Consider the following 23,051-nt stretch of genomic DNA (forward strand, 5'->3'; position numbering starts at 1 on the left):
AAGCCACTCAGTAAACACCAAGTGGCTCATCCCGACGATGGCCATCGGGAGTTTGAGGGCCTTAGTTGCCGTCTTTTTTCTTTTTATGTTTTATATGATCCATTTCAGGATGTGCTCCATCCTTGCAGCATTCATCAAGTTTTTCATAAGCCTTCGGATCACGCATTAGGCTGTCTGCATTATAACCAACAAGGGTTACTCGTTTCCTCAATACATCTGGATCAGTTTTAGCGTCCAGATAAGCAATATTGAGCACCATGGTTTCTAGATCTAAATTCACCGATTTGACCCCTTTTTCGAAGCTCAGGTCACGCTCAAGAGTCTTTTTACACATCTCGCACACTGCTGATGTTTGAATCGCTACAGTTTTTACCTGAGCATTTGCCAGAAATGCGAAGGATGCAATGAATAGAGTTAAGATTATTTTTTTCATAAGATTTAGTTTTTGATTTTGTATCGGAAACCTGCATAAATCACTCGTCCCGCGATGGAGCCCCAGGTCATGGAGGCATCAAAATTTGGTCCGAAAGGATTTTCTGGGTCTACGATAGGATTTGCTTGTTTAAAGTTAAGAATATTTTCACCGCCGAGATAAATGCTTCCCCATCTGAAGCCTCTGGATACCTGTGCATTGACCAGAAAGAAATCAGGAGACTCAGGATCAAGCTGAAATTCAGTGGGGCTATCGCTGGTATCAGGGAGTCGCATCGGACCATTCCAATTTACAGTGAGATCTGCCTTCCATTTGTCGTAAGCTGTAGCATATTCCATGTTCATAAAAAATCGATCTCGGCTTTGATATGGTACCTGTTGTAATTTCCCATTGGTGGTCATTTGATTTTGGTAATTCTTATACGCCGCTTTTGCTGTAAAGTACTCACTGAATGGGTAACTGGCTTCGATTTGAAAGCTTTTGGCAAAGGATCTACCCTCCAGATTTTTAACGATCAATAGATCAGAACTTACGTCTTGATCGTAGATGAGTTGGCTCACGAAATCTGTGTAGAAGTAGTCAGCCACAATGGAAAGCGGTTTTTCATTGACCTCAAAATTAGTTGCAAGGCTCACTCCGGTATTCCAGCTGATCTCGGGTTGGAGCTCAGCGAGGAATTGAATTTGTCGAGATGAAACCCAGATCATGCTATTTTCCATCAATGCATTGGGTGTTCTATAGCCTTTGCCCACAGATCCACGTAAGGTGAAATTGGGAGTGAAAGCCCATCGGGCGTGCAATCTTGGAGTCAAATAGGTACCAAAGAGATTGTGAAAATCCGCTCTTGCGCCAGCTACAAGGGTTAAATTTTCATTTGGAATGTAGTTATACTCTCCGAATACACCAGGTACTTTTTCAGTTCTGACAAAAGCTGAATCCAGACCATTTTCTGAATTGGAATTAAAGCTCTCATCAAAGTCATCATAAAGAAAGCTGACCCCAGTTTTGTATTGGTGGAAGCTGCTGCCTATGATGTTTTGGTAAATGAAGTTACCGTAAGCTGTCTTCTGTGTTCCAGAATACAATCTTCTTCCTGCTCCTCCTTCAAAATCTTGATAAGAGAAACTGTATTGCAATCCCCAACTCTGTGTTGGTTTGGCAGGATAGATCATTCCGATTTTACCGAATAGCTCAGCCTTTCGAGTGTCAAGCTGATAGCCGTACATCGGGCTGGTAGCCAGATCATCTCCAAAATCAAACCCAAGCTGTCCTCCGGCGGTATTGGCTGTGAAGATGTTAAATCCGATTTGAGCCATGAGTTGATCGCCTTCATATTTATAGCGATTCAAGAGATTGATTTGGCGGCTTTTTGGGACATCCATAAATCCGTCGCCATTTCCCTCTATCTCGCTATTGATTTGATCGGCATGAAATAAAACTACCGAAGTCCATTTATCATTAAGCTTAAAGCCATAATTGGCGTTTAGCTCGAGTCTTCCAAATGAATTGAGGTAAGCGTTCAGATACCACTTGTCCATGGTTTCTGGCTTCATCAACTCTACGTTGATTTGGCCTACCATGGATTCGTATCCGTTGAGTACAGATCCAGCACCTTTACCAACGTCGATGGATTGAATCCAAGTTCCGGGAACGTAGGACAGTCCTTGGCGTGAATTCAGGCCTCGAATGTTCGGGATTCCTTCTCTACTGATGAGGGTGTAACGCCCATCCAGTCCCATCATCTGAATCATTTTGGTGCCAGTCACGGCATCTGCAAATGATACATCTACCGAGGCATTGGTTTCGAAACTTTCTGAAAGATTGCAGCATGCTGCTTTCTGAAGTTCGGTTTCTGTAATTAGAATATTGAGGAAGGGAGCATCGTCCACCACTCCGGAGGACTGACCTCTTATCACCACTTCATTCATGGCTTCTTCAGATTCCTGCAGAATGATATTCATTTCCCGATCGAAAACGGGAGTTAAGGTGTCTGGGACATAGCCCAAATACGAAACGATAAGTCTGTCGTCTGGATAGACATCATCTAGGGTAAAGGATCCGGTTTTGTCGGTAATTGCACCAAATGCCTTTGACATTACTTGGATGGTCACACCGATAAGTTCTCCCTCTGATTCTGAAGTGACTTTACCCTTTACGGTTTGTTGTGCCCAAAGAAAATATGGACAGCAAAGTAATAGTATTGATAATTTGAGTTTCATAAAATTCGCTTGATAAAAATGATTTTTCTTTCCTTATGGAATAAAAAAACAAGCAAATTCTAAATCAGAAAATTTTGGTAAAGGATGTTTAAATCAGGTATTGGGATGCCTTTTTGGGCGATTTCATACCGTTGAGGTTCTTCAAGAGATATTGGAGTACTGAAGAAGCTATAGGCTAAAGCCAAAACAAAACTAGGCGATAGGTCTAGATTGATTTCTGTCTTCCCAAAAAAGTCATCAGAGTCCGCTATAGTTACCTCATCGGCACAGCAACCCATAGATTTAGCTTCTTCATCTCCACAGCAGTCCGTTTTTTTGGGTGCTAGGCTCACTTCACTGCTTATCAACTGGTCTCCACAGTAATGCATGGCCCAAGTCAAATTGACTTGGCCCATCATAAAAAAGAGGAGCATAGCTATGGAAAGCAGTTTTTTCATTTGAGATAAAGGTCGCTCTAAGCGATTACTTTTCAAAATCTAACTATATAATGAATGTATTACATTAAAGTTCCAGAAGTATAGTTACTCTAGACTTGCCATGGGGGTGAATCGAGTCACCTGGTTTGAGATGGGTTCCAGAGTTTGGAGATAAGCATAAATAGCTTTTAAATCTTCTTCCTTCATCCCAGAATACATGATCCAAGGCATTATGCTGTTAAAATCCCCTATAGCTACCTTTTCACGAAGATAGCGAGGGTCTTGGTATTCTTTGAACCTTGCCACAAACGTAGCTTCCGTCCAATTCCCTATTCCAGTAGATTCATCCGAGGTGATATTACTGGAGGCTATCAAAGCACCGCCCGGAATTCCGAATGTCCTTCCCCCAGAGAAATCTTTTCCTGGCAAAAGTCCACCCTGAGAATCCACTGGGGTATGACATTCTTTGCAAGCGGCTTGATTTACCAAATAGGCACCATAAGCCACTTGGTCTGTAGGATTAGGTCTTTTCTGAGGATTTGGGTCGTGCGGGATTGTTTTTAAAATCAAGCTGACTGGGAAGTCTGCCTTCGACTCGGGTATTTCCGAATCAATCGGGGGAAGTGTACGAATATAGGAGATGATTGAGTAAACATCTTCTGGATCCATTTGGCCATAATATGGATACGGCATGACAGGAAATATTGCTCTGCCTTCATTTGTTACGCCGGTTGTGATCACTCGATAAAGCTCTCCATCAGTGTAATCTGCAATGCCAAAAGGGGTGATGTTAAGTGAGTAAAAAGTGCCAGGGAATCCCATGTCATGGTTGAATGTTTCTCCTCCCTTCCCTAAAGTCCCTTCTACCAAGGGGGCAGAAAAATACGTGTAATCTCGTGTAGAGTGACAATCCATGCAAACTACCACATGGTTTGCGAGGTATTTTCCATGTGCGATTCGTTCGGCAGTATATTCGATTTTTAAATCTTGAGCTGGACTAACTTTTGGGAAAGCGATAGTCAAATAAATAGCTCCAGAGATGATGATAACAATTAAAAGAGAAGCTAATAGGCCAAGAATTTTCAAGAATTTTTTCATAAAAAGTAGTGGTTGGGTAAGAGAAATCTAAACATTTTTAGTCAAAAAATTAAATCTTGTCAAAGCATCCTCGCCTATGGTTAGTATTTTTCTGAGTCATTTTTTTTACCGAGCGCCTAGGATTTTATTAATCATTCTACTTTGAAATGAGACAGAATCGTTAATTTCCCATTCTTTCCCAAAATTTGAAATATGAAAAAAATCCTACTATCACTCGCTTTATTAGCTCCTTTTTTCTGTATTGGTCAAGAGGCCGCTGTTCTTTCAAAACTAGACTCAAAGTCAGATTTCTATGGCGATATCGCTATGCAGCTTTGGTCAAATCCTGAACTGGGTTATTTAGAGACCAAAAGCTCAGCTCTGCTCCAGAAAACACTATCAGATGCAGGCTTTAAAGTCACTGCCGGAGTAGCGGAAATCCCCACAGCTTTCGTGGCAGAATATGGTTCAGGAAAGCCTGTTGTTGGCATTATGGCCGAATTTGATGCGCTACCTGGGGTTTCCCAAAAAGCGGTTCCTTATCGCGAACCGGTAGTAGAAGGTGGAGCTGGACACGCCTGTGGTCACCACTTGTTTGGGTCAGCTTCCGTAGCAGCAGGAATTTCAGTAGCTGAATGGATGAAGGAAAACAATATCAAAGGAACGGTCAGAGTTTATGGCACGCCAGCTGAAGAAGGTGGTGGCGGGAAGGTGTATATGGCCAAATCCGGCGTGATGGACGATGTAGATGCCATGCTTCATTGGCATGCCGGTTCATCAAATAATGCAGGGGCGAATTCAAGTCTAGCCAATATTTCTACCAAATTTCGATTCTATGGAGAAGCTGCACATGCAGCAGCAGCGCCAGATAGAGGTAGATCAGCGCTGGACGGAGTGGAGGCAATGAATTTTATGGTGAATTTGATGCGTGAGCACGTGCCTATGGAAACGAGAATGCATTACGTGATTACCAGTGGGGGAGAAGCTCCAAATGTGGTTCCTGCTTATGCAGAATCATATCATTATGTTCGGCACCCAGACGCACTCAAGGTTAAAGAAATTTTTGCTCAAATGGTAAAAATAGCGGAGGCTGCAGCGCTCGGAACCAAAACGGAAATGGAATATGAAATCATCAATGGGGTTTATAACATTCTTCCCAATGAGACGATTTCAAGGATCATGCATAAGAATCTTGAAATTGTTGGAGGAGTGGAATATACTGCGGAGGAGAGAAAATTTGCCGAAGAAATTATTTCCACTTTCCCTGAAGGGGTACTCGCTTCTCCAGAGGATGCTGCTAAGATCGAACCATTTGAGGTCAGAGAAAAAGGAACAGGTGGTTCAACAGATGTAGGAGATGTGAGCTGGATTGTACCTACAGCAGGTTTGAGAACAGCCACTTGGGTTCCAGAGACATCTGCTCATACATGGCAAGCAGTGGCCGCGGGAGGCACCACAATAGGAAAAAAGGGTATGATGGTAGCGGCCAAGACTTTGACCCTAACTGCAATGGATATTTTTAATGATCCATCCGTAACTGCAGCGGCAAAAGCGGAGCTAGATAGAAGGAGAGGGTCAGGCTTTAAATATGAAGCTTTGACAGGTGAAAGAAAGCCACCACTAGATTATAGAAAATAAATATCTTGGCCCTACCCAAAATTCATCTTATAGGCATTTTGAGCCTCTTTTTGGTCTCCTCTTTTGCATTGGCACAAGGAGAAACCATGCAGGAAGTAGATCGTCCGAAAATCGGCTTGGTACTCAGTGGAGGTGGGGCAAAAGGGATGGCCCATGTGGGCGTGATTAAGGCGATGGAGCAGGCTGGGCTTCGAGCGGATTATGTGGTCGGGACCAGTATGGGATCTGTGGTTGGAGGCTTGTATGCATTGGGGTATAGCTCTGAAGAACTTGAGGAAATCATCCGAGGGATTGATTGGGATTTATTACTGTCTAATCGGGTCAGTTTTGAGGATATTTCCTTTGAGGAGAAAGAGTATTACAACCGTTACTTGCTCGAGTTTCCAGTCGTGGATAGAAAAATTGCATTTCCATCTGGCCTGATTGAAGGTCAGGCTCTTCTGGATGTTTTGCATTATTACACCTGGCCCTCTCTCGAGTACGAAGATTTTGATGACTTTCCGATTCCTTTCCGCTGTGTAGCCACTGATATCAGTACGGGTAATCCCATTATTTTTGATCAAGGGTATTTGCAAGATGCCCTGCGTTCAAGCATTGCCATTCCAACGGTTTTTTCCCCATTTCAATTGGATAGTACTGCGGTGGTTGATGGAGGAGTGGTCAATAATTTCCCAGTGGATGTGGTCAGATCCATGGGAGCAGATATCGTGATAGGAGTTAATGTAAGTGATGAAGATTTTGTTGCAGCAGATGAGTTGGAGAGTTTTGCTGAAATCTTGATGCAGTTGGCCATGGCGGAATCTTTAAGGCGAACTAGCGATAATATCGCTGACACGGATATTTATATCAAACCTGACTTGGGTCCTTATTCCACGGGTAGTTTTGGAGATTACAACGAAATTCTCAAACTCGGCGACGAGGCAGGACAGGTATTCCTTTTGGAATTCGAGTCCTTGGCCAAACGTATCGGAATGAATGAACCGGTAAAAAATCTAGATTTTCAATCCGTTCCCATAAAGATCAATACGATTAGCGTAAAGGGTAATCGCATCATATCCGACCCGCTGATCTTGTCTAAGTTCAGTATCAAGTCAGGTCAGCTAGTGACAAGGGATGACCTCCGGTACGGTATCGACATGATCTTCGGAATCAATGCATTTTACAGAGCCGATTACGCCTTAAAACCTACAGGGCAAGGAACCTATGACGTGGAAATAATCGTCAAGGAAAAGCCCGCAACTCTATTGAGTACAGCCATTCATTACGACAATCAATTTTCAGCTGGAATACTCCTCAATCTAACCGCCCGAGACTGGCTGGGGAAGTTGAGCCGATCGGTATTCTTGTTGGATATATCCGAAAACCCAAAGTTTCGGTTTGACTATTACAAGTATACTGGGGAGGCCAAACGATTTGCCTTTAATGGTAGGATCAACTTTTTGAACTCCGAGCTTCCCCAATATGAAGAGGGGCGTGTGAAAGAGGTTTTTGGGGAGCGAAATTTTCGAATGGAAGCCAATATAATCTCCACTTCCTCCCTCAAGCAATCTTTTTATTTGGGTATGGTCTATGAAAACAGTAGATCTCGGGCCAAAATAAATCTCAGCATTCCTGAGGATATCCGAAGTGCGAATCAAGGCTACTTGGGGCTTCGATTTTTATACTATCGAAACTCCCAAAATGATCGAAATTTTCCTACTCGAGGAGCTGAATCTATGTTTGAGCCGGTATTTCATTTCTCAGAATGGACTAATGTCAACTTAAAAAGTGGAGTCGATAGTGTGTTTCTGGACTTTATGGGGACGCCGATTGGAATTCCAGCAGATGAATTTGAGGAATTTGCCAAGAATTTAGCTCCGGACCCCTACATGAAGTTTTATGCCAGATATTCCAAATTCATCCCATTGAGTCAAAATATCCAGTTTTCACCTTCCTTAGCATCCGGGATTTCATTAGGAATTGATCAGGAGTTTAAAAGCTTCAATGAGTTTTTTGTAGGAGGATTTCAAAATTTGAGGTTCAACGATACTCCCTTTTGGGGTCTAAATTATGGAGAGGTAACCACGCCGAACTTTATAAAATTAGGAGCGGGCTTTCAGTTCATTCCCCTTAAGAAGATTTACCTCCGCGCCGGAGCAAATTATTTGGCCTATAGCGATTATGTTCCCTTAGATGAGCCTGATTTTACGGATCGAGTTTTTCAAGATGAGAGCCTATTTGGATATGGATTGGACCTTTCTTATCAATCTATTATCGGCCCAATCACCGTTGGCGTGTCTAGCAACTCTAGTGATAGCAAGCTGCGCGGATATTTTTCTTTAGGCTTCTCATTTGCCTATTCAGACCGTTAGCATAATTCAGGAGTCATTATTCTTCAAGTATTTATGAGTTTTCATTGAAAAGGCTATCTTACTTTTTGAAGTAAACACCCTTTAGATGAACCGAAGAAAAACTCTCAAAATCCTTGGTGGTACTGTGGTAGGCGTAGCAGGTCTAGTTTTTGCCGATTGGAAGTGGCAAATCCTGGACAGTATCAATCATAAAGGATTTTTCACCCTGAGCCAAGAGCAAATGATTTCCAAAATTGCGGAAACCATTATTCCTGAGGGCTTACCCCCTATTTTACCTCAGGCTGATGCCAAACCCATTGGTGCTTCGAGCACTGGTACGGATGATTATTTGAAAAAGGTTTTTGAGCACTGCTACGAAAAGGAGGAGCAGGATTTGATCATTCGTCACTTAGATAAATTGTACGAATCGGGTTTTTTAAAGGCAAGTAAGGAGGACCGGGAGAGAATGCTTCTAGTCTTGGAATCTTCAGAAATTGAAGATGAAAAGACCTTTTTTAAAACTATGAAATCGGAGACTATTCGGGGATTTACCACAGTCAAAGAAGTAATGGTGGACTATAGAGATTATAAAATTGCACCGGGATTTTACAATGGCTGCGTGGATGTGAGCCCTCAAACCTAATTTGACATGTTACAAGATTCTAAAGAAAAGCGTACCTACGACGCCATTGTGATTGGCTCTGGTGCTAGTGGTGGTTGGGCGGCGAAAGAACTTTGCGAAGCCGGGCTCAAAACCCTAGTTCTCGATAGAGGTAGAATGGTCAGGCATATCGAGGATTATCCCACGGCGTCCAAAGCGCCTTGGGAATTCGAGTTTCGGGGAAATATCCCGGTCGAAAAGCGATCTGGATTAGCCAGCTGGTCATGGAAAAGAGAAGAAACAGTCCAATGGGCCATGACTGAAGATGAGCAGCCAGTAATTTTTGAAAAGCCATTTCGTTGGTTTAGGAGCTATCATGTAGGAGGGAAGTCCTTGCTTTGGGCCAGGGCCACGCAGCGCTGGTCTGATTACGATTTTGAGGGGCCAGCAAGGGATGGATTTGCCATAGATTGGCCCATTCGGGCAAAGGATTTGAACCCATGGTACAGCTATGTAGAGAAGTTTGCCGGGGTAGCAGGAGCCAAGGATAACCTTCCTGAGCTACCAAATTCGGAGGTGATGCCGGGCTTTGAATTGAGCTGTATCGAGCAATATTATAAGGAGCAACTAGCGGCAAATTTTGGGGACAGGCATTTGATTCAAGGACGATGTGCTCACTTGACCGACCCACAAGAAATACATAAACAGCAGGGCCGAAACAAATGCCAGCATCAAGACATGTGCAATCGCGGTTGTGTCTATGGAGGATATTTCAGCGCCAATGCATCGACTTTGCCTTGGGCAGAGAAAACTGGAAACCTCACCATTCGCCCAAATTCTATTGTCCATTCGGTGATCTATGATGATACCAAAGAGAAAGCCACTGGCGTACGGATTCTTGACAAAGAAACAGGCAATGAAATGGACTTTTATGCTAAAATAATTTTCGTAAATGCCTCTACTATCGCTTCAAATGCGATTCTTTTGAACTCTAAATCCTCCAGATTTCCAAATGGAATCGGGAATGATTCTGGACTCATGGGGAAGTTTTTGGCTACCCATAATTATCGAGGAAAGGGCTATGCGACCTTTGAAGGGTTTTTGGATAAAAAGCAAGAAGGAAAGCATGCTGGCCATGCCTATGTTCCTCGGTTTAGAAATGTATTTAAGCAAGACACAGATTTTTTGCGTGGGTATTCTATAGGAATGTCTGGCGGTCGTGGGATGAGCTCAGATACCAGTATGATTGGCGATCAGCTGCGCGATAATTTGCTCAATCAAAGGCTGAATAATGTATGGGGAATGGCTGCATGGATGCAAGGAGAAACTGTGCCAGTGGAGGATAATCATGTAAGATTGAGTACAGATCAAACCGATAAATATGGTATTCCCAAAATCATCTTATCCGTGGAGTGGAAGGAAAATGACGATAAAATGACCAAGGATTTTATCGAGCAGCAGACGGCTATGTATGAATCAGCAGGCTTTACCAATATCAAAGTGGAGGACTCTGGCGCACCTCCAGGATCTGATATTCATGAGATGGGTGGAGTTCGAATGGGTAAAGATCCCAAAACTTCACTTCTGAATGAATGGAATCAGCTTCACCATTGTAAAAATGTCTTTGTAACTGATGGAGCTTGTATGACTAGTACCAGTACGCAGAATCCGACGCTTACTTTTATGGCGATTACAGCCCGTGCGGCCAATCATGCCATTGATGAGCTGAAGAGACAGAATCTGTGACACTAGGAATTTAAAATTTAGAATTGAAAAATTTAAAATTGGTCCTTGACCAAGATCAGACTATGAAAAACAGAAGAATTTACCTCGCTCTAATTATACTTTTTTTGGCATCAGAAATGGTTTTGGCCCAGAAAAAAGGAGAGCCCTTGATGCAGGCACCGCTAGGCATTGCAGCTTATACTTTCAGAGATCAGTGGCAAAATGGAATTCCTGAGACTCTTGATATTATCCAAGAAATGGGGTTCAAGGAGTACGAGGGAGGAGTTCCTAAGGGGGCTTCACCTACCGAATTCAAAAAAATGTTGAACGATCGAGGGATCAGTATTCCGTCTACCGGAACAGGTTTTGAAGCTCTGGAAGATGATCCACAAGCAGTAGCAGAACGCGTGAAAGCCTTGGGCGCAAAGTATGTCATGTGTGCATGGATCCCCCATAAAAGAGGGCAATTTTCCAAAGAAGATGCGGATCGGGCAATCAAGGTGTTCAACGAGGGAGGGAAGGTGCTCAAAGAGAATGGGATTACGTTCAAGTACCACGTGCATGGCTATGAATTCCAGCCTTATGAGGATGCAACCCTATTTGAATATTTGGTGGAAAATACCAATCCAGAGTACGTGAAGCTGCAAATGGATGTGATGTGGACCCATTTTGGCGGAGGAGATCCAGTCGCTTTACTCAAAAAATACGGCAATCGATGGGTGTCGCTTCATCTGAAAGACTTTAGGAAAGGGGCTCCAAAAGATATGACTGGACTGACAGGACCTGAAAATGATGTGCCACTTGGTACAGGAGAATTGGACATTCCCGGTATTCTGAGCGAATCCAACCGCATCGGGATTAAGCATATGTTTATTGAGGATGAAAGCGAAAAGGAATTAGAGAATCTACCGAAAAGTATCGCCTATCTGAAAAGCCTAGAGTATTGAGAATTGGTGGTGCAGAGGAACGGGTAAACCCAACTATTACCCGTTTGCCCTCTGTCTTACTCTAAAAGAAAATCGAACCTAACACCACATTAGCCGATTTCTACAGTCTTAACGGGAGCTTATTTGGGTGTGGATGAAAATAATAATTAAACCTTTTTATGGTATCCATTAAAGTGGAATTCCAGCTTATTTAGGCAGAAAAAAATTTAGATTTTCTTTCATAATCATCTCAAGCTTCCTCCTGGTAAATGCCAAGGTCCTAATTCATGAAGTTTGCTCTTGGTCAAATTATAGGAGCATCAATTCAGACACCTATCCCCGAAATCAAAAAAATAACTAACCCAATAAATCCATCTCTGGCTTTCCCTTTCCATCGGGAGTTGTGTAGAACGGTCTCTGCTCTATTTCGTAATGCTTGTCTGAAGGGATACCTAAGGCATGATAGATGGTCTGATGGATCCCATCTATTTTAATGGGGTTTTCGATCGTCCTACAAGGGCGCTCATCAGCGGTTTTGCCAAATACATGACCACGTTTGATTCCTCCGCCGAACATCAAAATGGAACAGCCATCTGTAAAGTGTCTGTGCATTCCGTAGTTTTTTAAGTCTTCAATCCGATCAGGAACCTCAACCTGATCCTTGACTTTCAGATCTGGCCTTCCTTCAGTAAGCATGTCTCTGCTGAATTCACTGGCCAAAATGACCATTGTTCGATCAAGCCTTCCGCTTTCATCCAAATCTTTGATCAATTGAGCTACTGGCCCATCGATCATTTTTTTCATATCCTTCAGTCGAGTGTGGCCATTATCATGGGTATCCCAACCGAAGAACGGCTCGTACTCTGTGGTCACGGTAATGTATCTAGCTCCTTGATCGACTAGTCTTTTTGCCAAAAGACAACCCTGTCCAAATTTCCCATTATTGTATTTATCAAAGCTTTCTTTGGGCTCCTGACTGAGATCAAAAGCTTTTGCCTCTGGGGAATTCAACAAAATGTAGGCTTGCTCCATAGAGCGTTTGAGGGATTCCTTATGATAATCTGAACCAAACTCGCCCATGGTTCCAGCCGAAATTAGGTCTTGATATAGTTTATTCCTTGACTCAAATCTTTTCGTGTCCATTCCTATGGGTGGACGTACGGAATCCAATCCTGCAGTGGGATCGGGAATCAGAAAGGGCCCAAACTCCGAACCTAAAAAGCCCGCGCTGTGAAAAGCCTTTAACTCTTCACCTTCACCCACCGTAAATCGCTGCCCAATATTGATAAAAGGAGGAATGACGGGATTGAGTGGACCTTTTTCTTTTGCGATCCAGCTTCCAAGATGAGGAACGACCACAGACTGAGGCGGCTCATAGCAGGTATGGAAATGATACTGATGTCTTGTATGCAAAATATGTCCAAGATCTGCGGCTTGGTAGGAGCGGATCAAAGTCCCTTTATCCATTACAGAAGCAATGTTTTCCAACCCTTCGGAAAAGAAGACTCCATCTAGCTTAGTGGGGATTTTCGGAAAAGTACTCAGGACCTCCTTTGCTTCCATTCCTTTACGAAATGGAGTATAATCTTTTGGATCAAAGGTTTCGGTATGCGCCATACCACCAGCCATAAATAGCAAAATCACCGAATCTGCAGTTTCCGGGATTTTGCTTTCGCAGGAAGAAAGTAAGCCCGCTAAAGGTGCGCTCATTCCCAAGGTTGCCATGGCAGCTGCACTGGTTTTTTTCAGGAAATCTCTTCGACTGGTGTAATGCTTCATGGGAATCAATAAATCATTTGAAATTCAGGTAAAAGGAAAACTGACCAAAGTAAGTCTTGTACCTCTTCAGCCTCGGTAGTTTCTCCAAAAAGCTGTCTCCCGACTCCAAGTTCTTTTTCCGTAGGGCTTCTCAACAAGGCATTAGAAAATAGTGCATTGATCAAATCATCTCCTCGCGGATATTGTTTGGCCCAATACTCGCCACCTTTAAGCAAGGCCGTATTGAGACGACCTCCATTGGTCAGTTCGAGTGCCTGAAGCAAGCTGGCTTGGGAATCTCTGCTGGTGGATACAATTTCACGATTGGGTCGGCCCAGTGCCGTTAGAAATGCATTATTAGCTACCAATGATGCCCGTGGGATGGAGGTGCCTATTTGGGCTTCAGGGATCAGCTCATAAGGTTTGAATTTAACTTCAGCAGAATCAAACAAGGGGTAAGCCAAGTTCCCAACCGCATCAGAAAATTGCTCGGCAGTCATTCGTTTTCGTATCATGCCTTGAAAAGTGAAATCTTCTGCCAATAGCAAATCCGGGCTAGCCACAGGAAAGGATTCCATCTGATATATTTTTGATGAGGTGATCTGAAGAATTAGCCGTTTGATGTCGTATCCATTCTCTACAAAATCCACGGCAAGCCAATCAAGGAGATCCTGACTCCACGGGAGATTGTCCATTTCATCCACAGGTTCCACGATGCCACGGCCCATTAGTTGTTTCCAAATTCTATTGACGAAAGTTCGGTACATTCGTCCATTAGCTGGCTGCACAAGATTGTCTGCTAGTTGACGAAGTTTTTCCGCTTTACTCGCTGTGCTGTCTATGTCTCCGAGTTCTTCCCAAAGAATCTCTGTTTTAGCAAATTTACCAGTCGGGATCTCGCAGCGGCTTATTTCCAAGGTGGAGTCAGCGAAAATATTTGCAAAAGCATACGCCTCCTCTAGCTTCCAGTCGCTGATAAAGCTATCATGGCAGGAAGCACATTTGAGGTTAAGTCCAAGGATGACCTGACCTACATTTTGGGCAGCTTGCATTTCCGTCCGCTGGCTGGCATTCACTGTGCCTCTCCATCGGATTCCTTCGATAAAACCTTTCGATTTTTCAGATGGGTTTAGGAGCTCCTTGACTAACTGGTCATAAGGTTTATTATCTCTGATAGACGTGTAGAGCCAGTCAGTAATGGCAAACCGACCATTGGTGATGTACCCCGTGCCCGTGTAGTCATTTCTCAAAATATCATTCCAGAAGGTCAGCCAATGCTGTGTATAATCTTCTTTTCGATTGAGAAGTTGCTCGCACCAGACAGTTCTTTTTTCTGGATTTGTGTCATTTTCAAAGGCCTCAAGTTCCTCTGGAGAGGGGAGAAGACCAATGATATCTAAATAGATTCTTCTGAGAAAAATACGGTCATCAGTCTCTTTTCCCCAAGTGAGTTGATTATCTTCAAAATAGCTATCCACCCAAAGGTCAATAGGATTGTTAAGTCCTACTTTTGCTGGAGGCAAAGCCGGGTTTCTCGGCGCCAAATCAGCCACTCGATACACGGATTGTTGCTGGACTCCATCTGGCCAGGGAGCCCCCTGATTGATCCAAAACGTAAGGATATCGATCTCATCGGCTGAAAGTAGCTTTCCCTTTGCGGGCATAGCTTTTTTGTTGTTTTTAGGCAGGTTGATCCGCCTGATTAATTCACTTTGAGAGGCATTCCCCGGAATAATGACAGGACCATTTTCACCTCCTTTGAACACAAATTCTTTCTCATCGAGCAGTAGTTCTCCTTCGACCTTTGCTCCTGAATGACACTTGTAGCAGTTGTGTGCCAAAATAGCTCGTACATTGGCTGCTAATTCCACTTCTTCAGTATTGGAAAGCTCGGATCCTAAATTGGCTAAATTCACGGTCAATGATGCCGGAGCCTGCATTTCTTCATTCCATGGAAGAACCTCGGTTAAGAAATTTTCTCCATGAACAAGTGTTCCTCCGAAGTGGCCTGCCAGCCCCACCCCAAATCCAGTAAGAAAGAGAAGCCCACGATAGATTTGAATGAAATGGGTGTTGGGTTTAGCTTCAGTTTTTCGTGAGAAAAAAACCAATACTACACTCAAGGCTGCCGTACCAAAACCTAAGTATTGGTGCAGGTCAAGGGTGTCACCACTGATTCCCTGTCTGCTTGATAAAAGCCAGCCGAAGATCGCGGAAAACACTGCTGCTATTGCACCAAAAATCACCATTAAACGAATGGCCTGTCGCATGGGATGTTGGAATTTCCCAAGGGTAAAAATTTCTAAAAAACAAGCGAAAATTAGAAGACTGATCGGAAAATGAGTGATAATAGGGTGTAGCCTACCAAGAAAATCCCAAAGCCAAAAATTCGAAACTGTGTCACTTAATTCATTTCCAAAGGCCAACCCAGGCTGCATGCAAACTAGGAGTACTAGCGCAAATAGATTCTTCGAGTGAGATCGTAGGATTTTGTTTTGCTTGGGAAACATGCAGTTAGCTTGTAAGGAAATGGTAATAAATGTTCAAAAATATACGGATTCCTTGCGTAGTAACCATCCTGAACTGAGTGGCCCATTAAGTGAATTAATTGCACAATTAATATCCGGCGATTCCCGCAGCAGCGATTATTCCATCTTGTGCCGAAGTAACACCAGAAACGCCAATGGATCCCACAATAACACCATCCTTGAAAATGGGAAGTCCTCCCTCTATAGCCACGGCATTTGGAAGTGTGGCGATTCTACCTCCACCTTCTGCTTTCATTGCATCTTCAAAGACCTTAGTGGGACGCTTGAAATAGACAGCTGACTTTGCCTTGGCAAGGGCGACTTCAACACTTCCTATCTGTACGCCATCCATGCGTTGAAGAGAAAGAAGATGACCTCCATCATCTAATATGGCGATGACCACATTCCAGCCTTCAGCCTTTGCTTTTTCGGTGGCAGCGGCCGTGATACGCTGAGCGTCTTCCAGATTGAGATAGGGTTTGGTTTGATTTTGCGCGAGCGCAAAAAGTGGTGCAAGCAGGAGCAAAGATAAAATGAGCTTTTTCATATAGACATTTTTTGTAGTGATTTAAGGTAATCAATTAGGCGAAGTATTGGTAGAATCAGCCGCTGCTTTCCATCAATTGAGGTCATGATTTTTATATTAATTCATTGTTTGAAAGTCTAGGAAAGAAAATAATTCCTTGAGATTGAACCTTAACTAACAATTCTTAGAAAAATTATATTTAAATTTTAACTAACTGAAAAATAGATTTTTATAACTAACCAATCATTTTTATTACCACTTGAATAAGTACAATTGAGCGTTTTTAAAATTTTCTTTCACTTTTAAATGAAATAAACCATGAAAAAAGTATTCAGATTTTTGCTGTGGTTGGGGGGGATTGTGTTTGTTTTAGTAGTCGGAACCATACTTTATGTGCATTCAGTATGGGATAGGACCTATGAAGCTCCCTATCCAGAAGTGACGGTAAGTATGGATTCTGCCGTGCTTGCTAGAGGGGAGTATCTGGTCTATGGACCTGCCCATTGCGCGACTTGTCATATTGATCCGTCAGATTATGATGCGATGGCTCAGGGAGAATTGGTGGCTTTGGCAGGAGGTGGAGAGATTAATATTCCACCAGGACAATTCAGAGCGAGAAACCTGACTCCTGATGTAGAAACAGGAATTGGAAGACTTACAAATGAAGAAGTTGCTAGGGTGATGAGATACGGGGTGGGTCATGATGGGAGAATTATTTTTCCCTTTATGCCTTTCGAGAACATGACTCAAGAGGACCTCAATGCGATTATTTCATTTTTAAGGTCTCAACCTCCGGTCAAAAATAAAATAGAGCCCACGGAATACAGTTTTCTAGGCAAGGCTGTTTTGACCGCAGGATTAATAAAACCCATAGAGCCCAATGGAACTCCACCTGTGTCTCTTGAGAAGGAAGCTTCGGCAGTATATGGATCGTATTTGGCTAATTCGGTGGCAAATTGTGTAGGCTGTCATTCCCCTAGAGACCTGAACAGTGGTGAATTCATAGGGCCTAAATTCTCGGGTGGATTGGTATTTGAAGAAGCGAATGGAACATTTACTACCCCTAATCTTACCCCTGACCCTGAAACTGGATTGACAGCCACCTGGACCGAAGATACCTTTGTTGCCAGACTTAAAGGTGGGCTTGTCCATGAAGGCACACCGATGCCTTGGTCAAGTTTTGCCATGATGGATGAGATAGATATTCGAGCGATCTACAGATATCTTGAAAGCCTTGAGCCGACGAAAAATAAAATAGAACAGACCGTTGCTTACAGGGAGTAAAGCTTTTTCAATTGAGGCGAGAAAACCCTTCTGTTAAGGCAAGTAAATGAGTTGAAAGGGATTGTTGAATCCGTTCCTTTGTGGAGAATGACGGCCTTGAGTGAAATTTATCTCATTGAGCCTTAATTCAAGGCTGTACGTGCGACTTTCAATGTTTTACCTGTGGACGTCTTTATAGTCATGTCATCTGCATCATAGGTGAAGTACCAGTTAACAAAATCACACTCTTCGATAAAATCGGAAGTTGGAATTCCATTTATCGAGAGGATTTCCTCACCTAGTTCGATCTGAGAATAAACGTCATCCACCTCAAGAGATTTTCCAGACACGATCACTTTACCATCTTGATACTGGAGATTGAGGAAAAAAGGGTCCCTGAAGCTATATGATTCCCTGAGCAGGAGGTGATAGGTGGACTCTGAATTGTTGATAATCGTTTTGTGGCTAAGGCCTCGGAAAAAACCTATTCCCAGTTTGCTCGATTTTGTGGATTCAAAATCTGTGGGAATTGAAACAAATACCCCACTTCCTAGCTCAAGAGAATCCACTTTGAGCTGCGCTGACTCAACGATTTGCTGACTTATGGCTCCAGTTGAAAGGCTAATATTGGAATGACTTAGCCCAAGTTTTTCTTTTTCTCCCAAATAGCTCAGAACCAACTCCGAAGAATTATCTACCTCCAAAATATTACTGAAACCAGTATCAATCAGAATGTTTTCAAACTTCATCCCTCCAAACTTTAAGGTGGTGAAGGGACGATTAGATGAATAGCTAACCGGAAGAGAAATGTAGTCTGGTGAAACTTCAAAAGGCTCCTTTGAAGCGCGAATCTCCATTCGGTCAAAATCTATTTGCCAATTGAGCAATTTGATCACATTTGAGCCCAACAGATAAAAGTCTTGACAGGCAAGATAAGGCATCTCCGTGATCAGACTTTTTACATTACTCACTGTAAATCCTCCAATCTTCATTTCATCTGTGTAGCCTGTTTTGACTCGCTTGGTTTGGTCATTTGAATCGCGGATCGTCATTCGTTTACCTTTGATTTTGACTTGTTTGCTATCCACAAAGTCATTCCCTGCCAAGCCTAAGGCAGCTCCCGTATCAAAGGCAAAGTTTGCGGGCATTCCATTCATTTCTCCCTCAAATACGATCAAACGAGAATCCATATGGAAGGGAAAAGTGAATACGGTATCCGCTGACTGGGCATAAGTGCTCAGTACAAAACCCATTAGGCAAATCCAAACGAATACCAATACGCGTTTTAGCATGGAAAGCTTAAATGTGTTGATCAATCAAAATGCCATTACCATCCGGATCAAAAACCAAAATACTTCCAGGCCCTGAACCCGAGGGATCTGTTTCTTGTGCCAAAGGAATACCCTTACTTTTCAACTCGGCTTGGATGGTTCGGACATCATCAAACTCTGAGAGAGTTTGCGCACTTTGATCCCAACCTGGATTAAAGGTGAGTATATTTTTCTCAAACATTTCATGAAAAAGGCCGATCAGCGTCTGCTCATTTTTCATGATGAGGTAGTTCATTTCTTCGCCTCCGCCAAAAGCGGTAAAGCCAAGATTTTCATAAAATTTTTTGGATGCCTGTAAATCTTTGACTGACAGGCTCAGAGAGAATGCACCGAGTTTCATAAGCAGGGATTTTGTGATTTCTCAATATAATCCTCAGTCGCTTACTTTTCAAGAAAAATGGTCTTTCCGGTTGTGGCGCTTTCTTTGGCTGCCTGCAAAATCTCCATGACGAGCATGTTATTTTCTAGACTGTATAAGTCAAACTTTGGAAGGATTATTTCTTCTCGCACCACAGATTTTAGCAATTCAAAAGGATCTCTGTAGGGAGATTCCAATTCGGGGAGATTCATTTTTTCTTCTGAATAGCCATCATACCCTTCGGCGATTCGGACCCGGAGGTCATTTCTATTGTCTGCATAAATTGCCCCAATGAGCCCATATATTTCCATATCTTTTCGGCCCATGGGCCAGTTCCAGGATGCCTCGATAATCAGCAATTTGTCAGGATATTGGACCAGAATCGTGGCCTCGTCATCGACATTCCGATTGTTTTCGGGCTGTAATTGTTGGGTAAGTGCAGTGACCGAGCGTGGCCTTTCCCCTTCAGTGAGCCAGGTCATCAGGTTGGCTCCATAGCAGCCAAAGTCCATCAGCGCTCCACCGCCGTTTAGCTCTGGATCAGTAAGCCAATCCAAAAATTCCTTTCCCACTCCGATTTTCTTTGGGCCTCTGTGCCCATCACGAACTACTACTTTGCGGATGTCCCCGATTTCGCCTTTTTGTGTTAGCTCTTTAGCAAAATGATTGGTCGGGTACCAACTGGTCTCATAATTGGTCAAAAGGTGGATTCCATGGCTTTTTGCCAAGCTTTGCATTTCTAAGCCATGCTCCAGCGAAACAGCCAAAGGCTTTTCTACCATCACATGAACGCCTTTGGGAGCAGCTTTTTGTACTACGGCAAGGTGATCAAAGGTATTTCCGAAGGCCGTGATCGCTTCGGGTTGAATCTTTTCTAAGAGCAGTTCCAGATTTGGATAAATCAAGTCAGTGGAAATGCCGTAGTTGTTACACAGCCTTTCCGCGAGCTCACGATTGGCCTCGGCAATGCCCAAGATTTCTAAATCTCCTTTTCGATGCGCATCCAAGACCCAGCCCACGTGGCCATGTGTGAGCCCCGCAACAGCGACTTTGAGCTTCTCTTGGCCCAGAGATATGCCTTGGAAAAGCAGAAGCAGGCCAATCAATAAGAACAATCTCATTAGCCTGCAAGTGCGATTGCTGCCCGATCTCGAATGATTCGCATTTGTCCCCCGTGATTGGACTCATGCTCCATCACATGAAACCACTTCCAATAGGTATTGACTTCATTACCCGGCTGGGACCAAGCTTTGTCCACTTCCATCAGCCAATTATCATCTTTTTCCTTCAGCTTTTTCAGTGTTTCTTCTCTGACGTCAGCGATCATTTTGAGGTAGTAGTCCGCAGATTTACCTTTGATTTGGCTTCGGCCCTCATCGCCAAGTCTCATTGCGGCGCCCCAAATTTTATCTTCCTCCGGAGTGAATTCTTCTCTTCCTTCGAAAGTATTGATTTGGTAAAATTTATCTGTGGCACCCAAGTGCAAAACCAGCGCGCCGATCGAATTTGCCTTGTCATCCATCAGATAATCCAGTTCTTCTACGCTAAGATTTTTGACGGTATTGATGATGGTATGTCGCATGTAGAACATCATGGACACCAAAGAGCCGATGGCCGGGGAGTAGCCCTTTCTAGGCCCAATGGACATCAAGTCTTCATTTTTTGGAGGGGTGGAGGCGCTAGCGGGCAAGCTAAAACTTGCAAAGGCTGCGAATCCACCGCCCATGGCCAAAGTTTTCTTTAAAAATTCTCTTCGAAAATGGTTTTCGGTCTTCATAATTCTGGGATTTGATGTTATTCTATTCAATTTGGCTATTCGAGTGGCTTTATCAAAAGTATTCACATCTTTTTGCAATTCTGAAAAACACTCTACCTCAGTAGGAAACGAGAGGAAATTTGTAATTTGATAGCACCTAAACACCAACACTATGAATCGATATTTAAAAAACTCCCTTCTTTTACTGCTAATCATGCTTGTTTTTACCTCTTGTGCAGAGCGAGTACCTATCGAGGAATGTGTGGGAGAGGATCCTTACGGATTTTTGGGAGGTCTTTGGCATGGACTGATTGCGCCTTTTAGCTTTATCGCCAGTATTTTTATGACCGATGTAGCCATGTATTCTGTGGATAACAATGGTTTCCTTTATGATTTGGGCTTTGTACTTGGCGCCGGGATTCTATTCGGTGGTGGAGGCAAGGCGAGTAGCTCCCGATAATCTATTTTTCATCAATTCAACTTTTAAATAAAAAAATGAGACTAAATCTAATTTTATGTGCCAGTGTTCTGGTACTTCTGGCTTCCTGTTCAGCACCTGAAAAGGAGCCTTATGCTTTCCAAGTTTCCGATCTCGAGCCCCATATTGTCAAACTGGCCTCAGATGAGTTTGAGGGCCGAATGCCTTTTTCCGCAGGAGAAACCAAGACCATTAACTATTTGGAATCTGAGTTTAAAGCCTATGGTCTAGAGCCGGGAAATGGGGACTCCTATTTTCAAGATGTTCCGCTCGCTTCGATCACAAGCATGGGAGCGCCTACGATGACAGTAGCCTCTGCAGCGGAATCAGTTACCCTTGAGGGCCTGAGTGATTATGTGATCTGGACGCAGCGCACAGACTCTTTGGTGACTTTTGAGGATACCGAGATTGTATTTGCCGGCTTCGGAATAGTGGCTCCTGAGTATGGCTGGAACGATTATAAAAACATCGATGTGAAGGATAAAATCGTGATGGTTTTGGTCAATGATCCTGGGTTCGGTACGGAAGACGCTTCTTTTTTCAAAGGAAACACCATGACCTATTATGGTCGCTGGACCTATAAATATGAGGAAGCGATCCGTCAGGGAGCTTTGGGAGTACTGATCGTCCACAACACCATCCCTGCTGGCTACGGATTCAATGTGGTACAGAATCGTTGGAATTCCGAGCAGCTCTACCTAGACGATAGAAAAGAAACTACTTACAAACTAGCTTTTGAAGGTTGGGTGACTTTGCCGACGGCAAATAAGCTTTTTGAAATGGCGGGCTTGAACGAAAGGGAGATGCTTGCCAAAGCGAGAAAAGCGGATTTCCAAGCCATCCCCATGAATTTAAAGGCCTCTTCTTCCTTAATTGTATCTACGAAATACGATGTCTCTAAGAATGTGATTGCGAAAGTAACCGGAGCAACAAAGCCCAACGAATACGTAATCTACACTGCTCACTGGGATCACTTGGGAATTGGTGCGCCGGATGAAACAGGCGACTCCATTTACAATGGAGCCTTGGACAATGCCTCAGGTACTGCGGCTTTATTGGCCTTGGCGGAGGCTTTTGCTAAAGAAGAGAAGCCTGAGCGAACGGTGGTATTTCTCGCTGTGACGGCTGAGGAGCAAGGACTTTGGGGTTCCCTCTATTATGCCCTGAATCCGGTCTATCCTAAAGAGCAAACCGTAGCGAATATCAATATGGATGGCATCAATCCTTCTGGTAAAATGAACGACGTATCGGTGATCGGGATTGGTCAAAGCGAATTGGAGGATCTTTTGGACGTGGAGTTAGCCAAGCAAGGGAGATATGCCTCACCTGACCCTACACCCACTGCAGGCTATTACTTCCGATCTGATCATTTTAGCTTCGCAAAAGTGGGTATCCCTGCGCTGTATTTTGGTACTGGAATAGATCACTTTGAGAAGGGTAAAGAATACGGAAAGCAGCTTGAAGATGAGTATGTACAGCTTTACTATCATAAACCGTCCGACTCATACGATCCTGAGCGTTGGAATCTGGATGGGGCAGTAGATGATGTGCAGTTGCTCTACAATATCGGCCAAAATCTATCCAATTCGGATGTCTGGCCCCAATGGAAAGAGGGCTCGGAGTTTAAGGCGATTCGGGATGGGTATATGAAAAAGTAAGTCAAAAAAATAGAATGCTCTGAAATCAAT

General features: G+C 43.4%; 19 protein-coding genes. 8 read left to right on the forward strand and 11 right to left on the reverse strand.

What is annotated here, in order from left to right; translation table 11 throughout:
* Positions 1–61: 61 nt before the first annotated feature.
* The 4 genes from ACFOSV_RS00775 to ACFOSV_RS00790 form a co-directional block, all read right to left on the reverse strand.
* Positions 62–433 carry a heavy-metal-associated domain-containing protein gene (locus ACFOSV_RS00775; protein WP_377902383.1) on the reverse strand — a complete coding sequence of 124 codons (372 nt, stop codon included), beginning with the start codon at positions 431–433 and terminating at the stop codon, positions 62–64.
* A 5-nt stretch (positions 434–438) separates the two neighbouring features.
* Positions 439–2,652: a TonB-dependent receptor gene (locus ACFOSV_RS00780; RefSeq protein ID WP_377902385.1), complete on the reverse strand. Its 2,214-nt coding sequence runs from the start codon at positions 2,650–2,652 to the stop codon at positions 439–441.
* A gap of 59 nt (positions 2,653–2,711) precedes the next feature.
* Entirely contained in the window at positions 2,712–3,089 is a 378-nt protein-coding gene (locus ACFOSV_RS00785) for an HYC_CC_PP family protein (protein WP_377902387.1), read from the reverse strand.
* 84 nt (positions 3,090–3,173) lie between these two features.
* Complete coding sequence (locus tag ACFOSV_RS00790) at positions 3,174–4,166, reverse strand: cytochrome C (RefSeq protein ID WP_377902389.1); 993 nt, start codon at positions 4,164–4,166, stop codon at positions 3,174–3,176.
* 192 nt (positions 4,167–4,358) lie between these two features.
* On the opposite strand from ACFOSV_RS00790, the gene ACFOSV_RS00795 reads away from it, so the two are divergent.
* The 5 genes from ACFOSV_RS00795 to ACFOSV_RS00815 all read left to right on the forward strand — a co-directional run bounded on the left by ACFOSV_RS00795 (position 4,359) and on the right by ACFOSV_RS00815 (position 11,386).
* Positions 4,359–5,783: an amidohydrolase gene (locus ACFOSV_RS00795; RefSeq protein WP_377902391.1), complete on the forward strand. Its 1,425-nt coding sequence runs from the start codon at positions 4,359–4,361 to the stop codon at positions 5,781–5,783.
* Positions 5,784–5,788: 5 nt separating this feature from the next.
* A complete protein-coding gene (locus ACFOSV_RS00800) occupies positions 5,789–8,134 on the forward strand; it encodes a patatin-like phospholipase family protein (protein ID WP_377902393.1) in 2,346 nt (781 codons plus the stop codon).
* A gap of 85 nt (positions 8,135–8,219) precedes the next feature.
* A complete protein-coding gene (locus ACFOSV_RS00805; RefSeq protein ID WP_377902395.1) occupies positions 8,220–8,756 on the forward strand; it encodes a gluconate 2-dehydrogenase subunit 3 family protein in 537 nt (178 codons plus the stop codon).
* A 6-nt stretch (positions 8,757–8,762) separates the two neighbouring features.
* Positions 8,763–10,460, forward strand: a complete 1,698-nt coding sequence (locus ACFOSV_RS00810; RefSeq protein WP_377902397.1) for a GMC oxidoreductase — start codon at positions 8,763–8,765, stop codon at positions 10,458–10,460.
* A 62-nt stretch (positions 10,461–10,522) separates the two neighbouring features.
* The gene (locus tag ACFOSV_RS00815) at positions 10,523–11,386 is read left to right on the forward strand and encodes a sugar phosphate isomerase/epimerase family protein (protein WP_377902399.1); all 864 of its coding nucleotides are present in this window, start codon (positions 10,523–10,525) and stop codon (positions 11,384–11,386) included.
* A 336-nt stretch (positions 11,387–11,722) separates the two neighbouring features.
* Here ACFOSV_RS00815 and ACFOSV_RS00820 read toward each other — a convergent pair whose 3' ends face one another.
* The 3 genes from ACFOSV_RS00820 to ACFOSV_RS00830 all read right to left on the reverse strand — a co-directional run bounded on the left by ACFOSV_RS00820 (position 11,723) and on the right by ACFOSV_RS00830 (position 16,198).
* Positions 11,723–13,144 (reverse strand): DUF1501 domain-containing protein, encoded by a 1,422-nt coding sequence (locus tag ACFOSV_RS00820; protein ID WP_377902401.1) that lies wholly within the window; start codon positions 13,142–13,144, stop codon positions 11,723–11,725.
* Between the two features lie 5 nt (positions 13,145–13,149).
* Entirely contained in the window at positions 13,150–15,633 is a 2,484-nt protein-coding gene (locus ACFOSV_RS00825; protein WP_377902403.1) for a DUF1549 domain-containing protein, read from the reverse strand.
* Positions 15,634–15,739: 106 nt separating this feature from the next.
* Positions 15,740–16,198, reverse strand: coding sequence for a GlcG/HbpS family heme-binding protein (locus ACFOSV_RS00830; protein WP_377902405.1), 459 nt, complete (start codon positions 16,196–16,198; stop codon positions 15,740–15,742).
* Between the two features lie 297 nt (positions 16,199–16,495).
* On the opposite strand from ACFOSV_RS00830, the gene ACFOSV_RS00835 reads away from it, so the two are divergent.
* On the forward strand, positions 16,496–17,461 hold the full coding sequence (locus tag ACFOSV_RS00835; protein ID WP_377902407.1) for a c-type cytochrome: 966 nt from the start codon (positions 16,496–16,498) through the stop codon (positions 17,459–17,461).
* A gap of 122 nt (positions 17,462–17,583) precedes the next feature.
* On the opposite strand, the gene ACFOSV_RS00840 is transcribed toward ACFOSV_RS00835, so the two are convergent.
* From ACFOSV_RS00840 to ACFOSV_RS00855, 4 genes are read right to left on the reverse strand one after another with little or no spacing between them, the layout of a single operon-like run.
* On the reverse strand, positions 17,584–18,732 hold the full coding sequence (locus tag ACFOSV_RS00840; RefSeq protein ID WP_377902409.1) for an aspartyl protease family protein: 1,149 nt from the start codon (positions 18,730–18,732) through the stop codon (positions 17,584–17,586).
* 7 nt (positions 18,733–18,739) lie between these two features.
* On the reverse strand, positions 18,740–19,111 hold the full coding sequence (locus ACFOSV_RS00845; RefSeq protein ID WP_377902411.1) for a VOC family protein: 372 nt from the start codon (positions 19,109–19,111) through the stop codon (positions 18,740–18,742).
* Positions 19,112–19,152: 41 nt separating this feature from the next.
* Positions 19,153–20,250, reverse strand: a complete 1,098-nt coding sequence (locus ACFOSV_RS00850) for a Gfo/Idh/MocA family protein (RefSeq protein WP_377902413.1) — start codon at positions 20,248–20,250, stop codon at positions 19,153–19,155.
* Positions 20,250–20,906 carry a DinB family protein gene (locus tag ACFOSV_RS00855; protein WP_377902415.1) on the reverse strand — a complete coding sequence of 219 codons (657 nt, stop codon included), beginning with the start codon at positions 20,904–20,906 and terminating at the stop codon, positions 20,250–20,252. Before ACFOSV_RS00855 ends, ACFOSV_RS00850 begins: the two co-directional genes overlap by 1 nt.
* A gap of 151 nt (positions 20,907–21,057) precedes the next feature.
* Between ACFOSV_RS00855 and ACFOSV_RS00860 the strand changes: the two genes are divergently transcribed.
* The gene (locus ACFOSV_RS00860; RefSeq protein WP_377902417.1) at positions 21,058–21,345 is read left to right on the forward strand and encodes a hypothetical protein; all 288 of its coding nucleotides are present in this window, start codon (positions 21,058–21,060) and stop codon (positions 21,343–21,345) included.
* A 35-nt stretch (positions 21,346–21,380) separates the two neighbouring features.
* Entirely contained in the window at positions 21,381–23,021 is a 1,641-nt protein-coding gene (locus ACFOSV_RS00865; protein ID WP_377902419.1) for a M28 family metallopeptidase, read from the forward strand.
* Positions 23,022–23,051: the final 30 nt, after the last annotated feature.

This window comes from Algoriphagus namhaensis (genome assembly GCF_042649705.1).
Lineage (GTDB): Bacteria > Bacteroidota > Bacteroidia > Cytophagales > Cyclobacteriaceae > Algoriphagus > Algoriphagus namhaensis.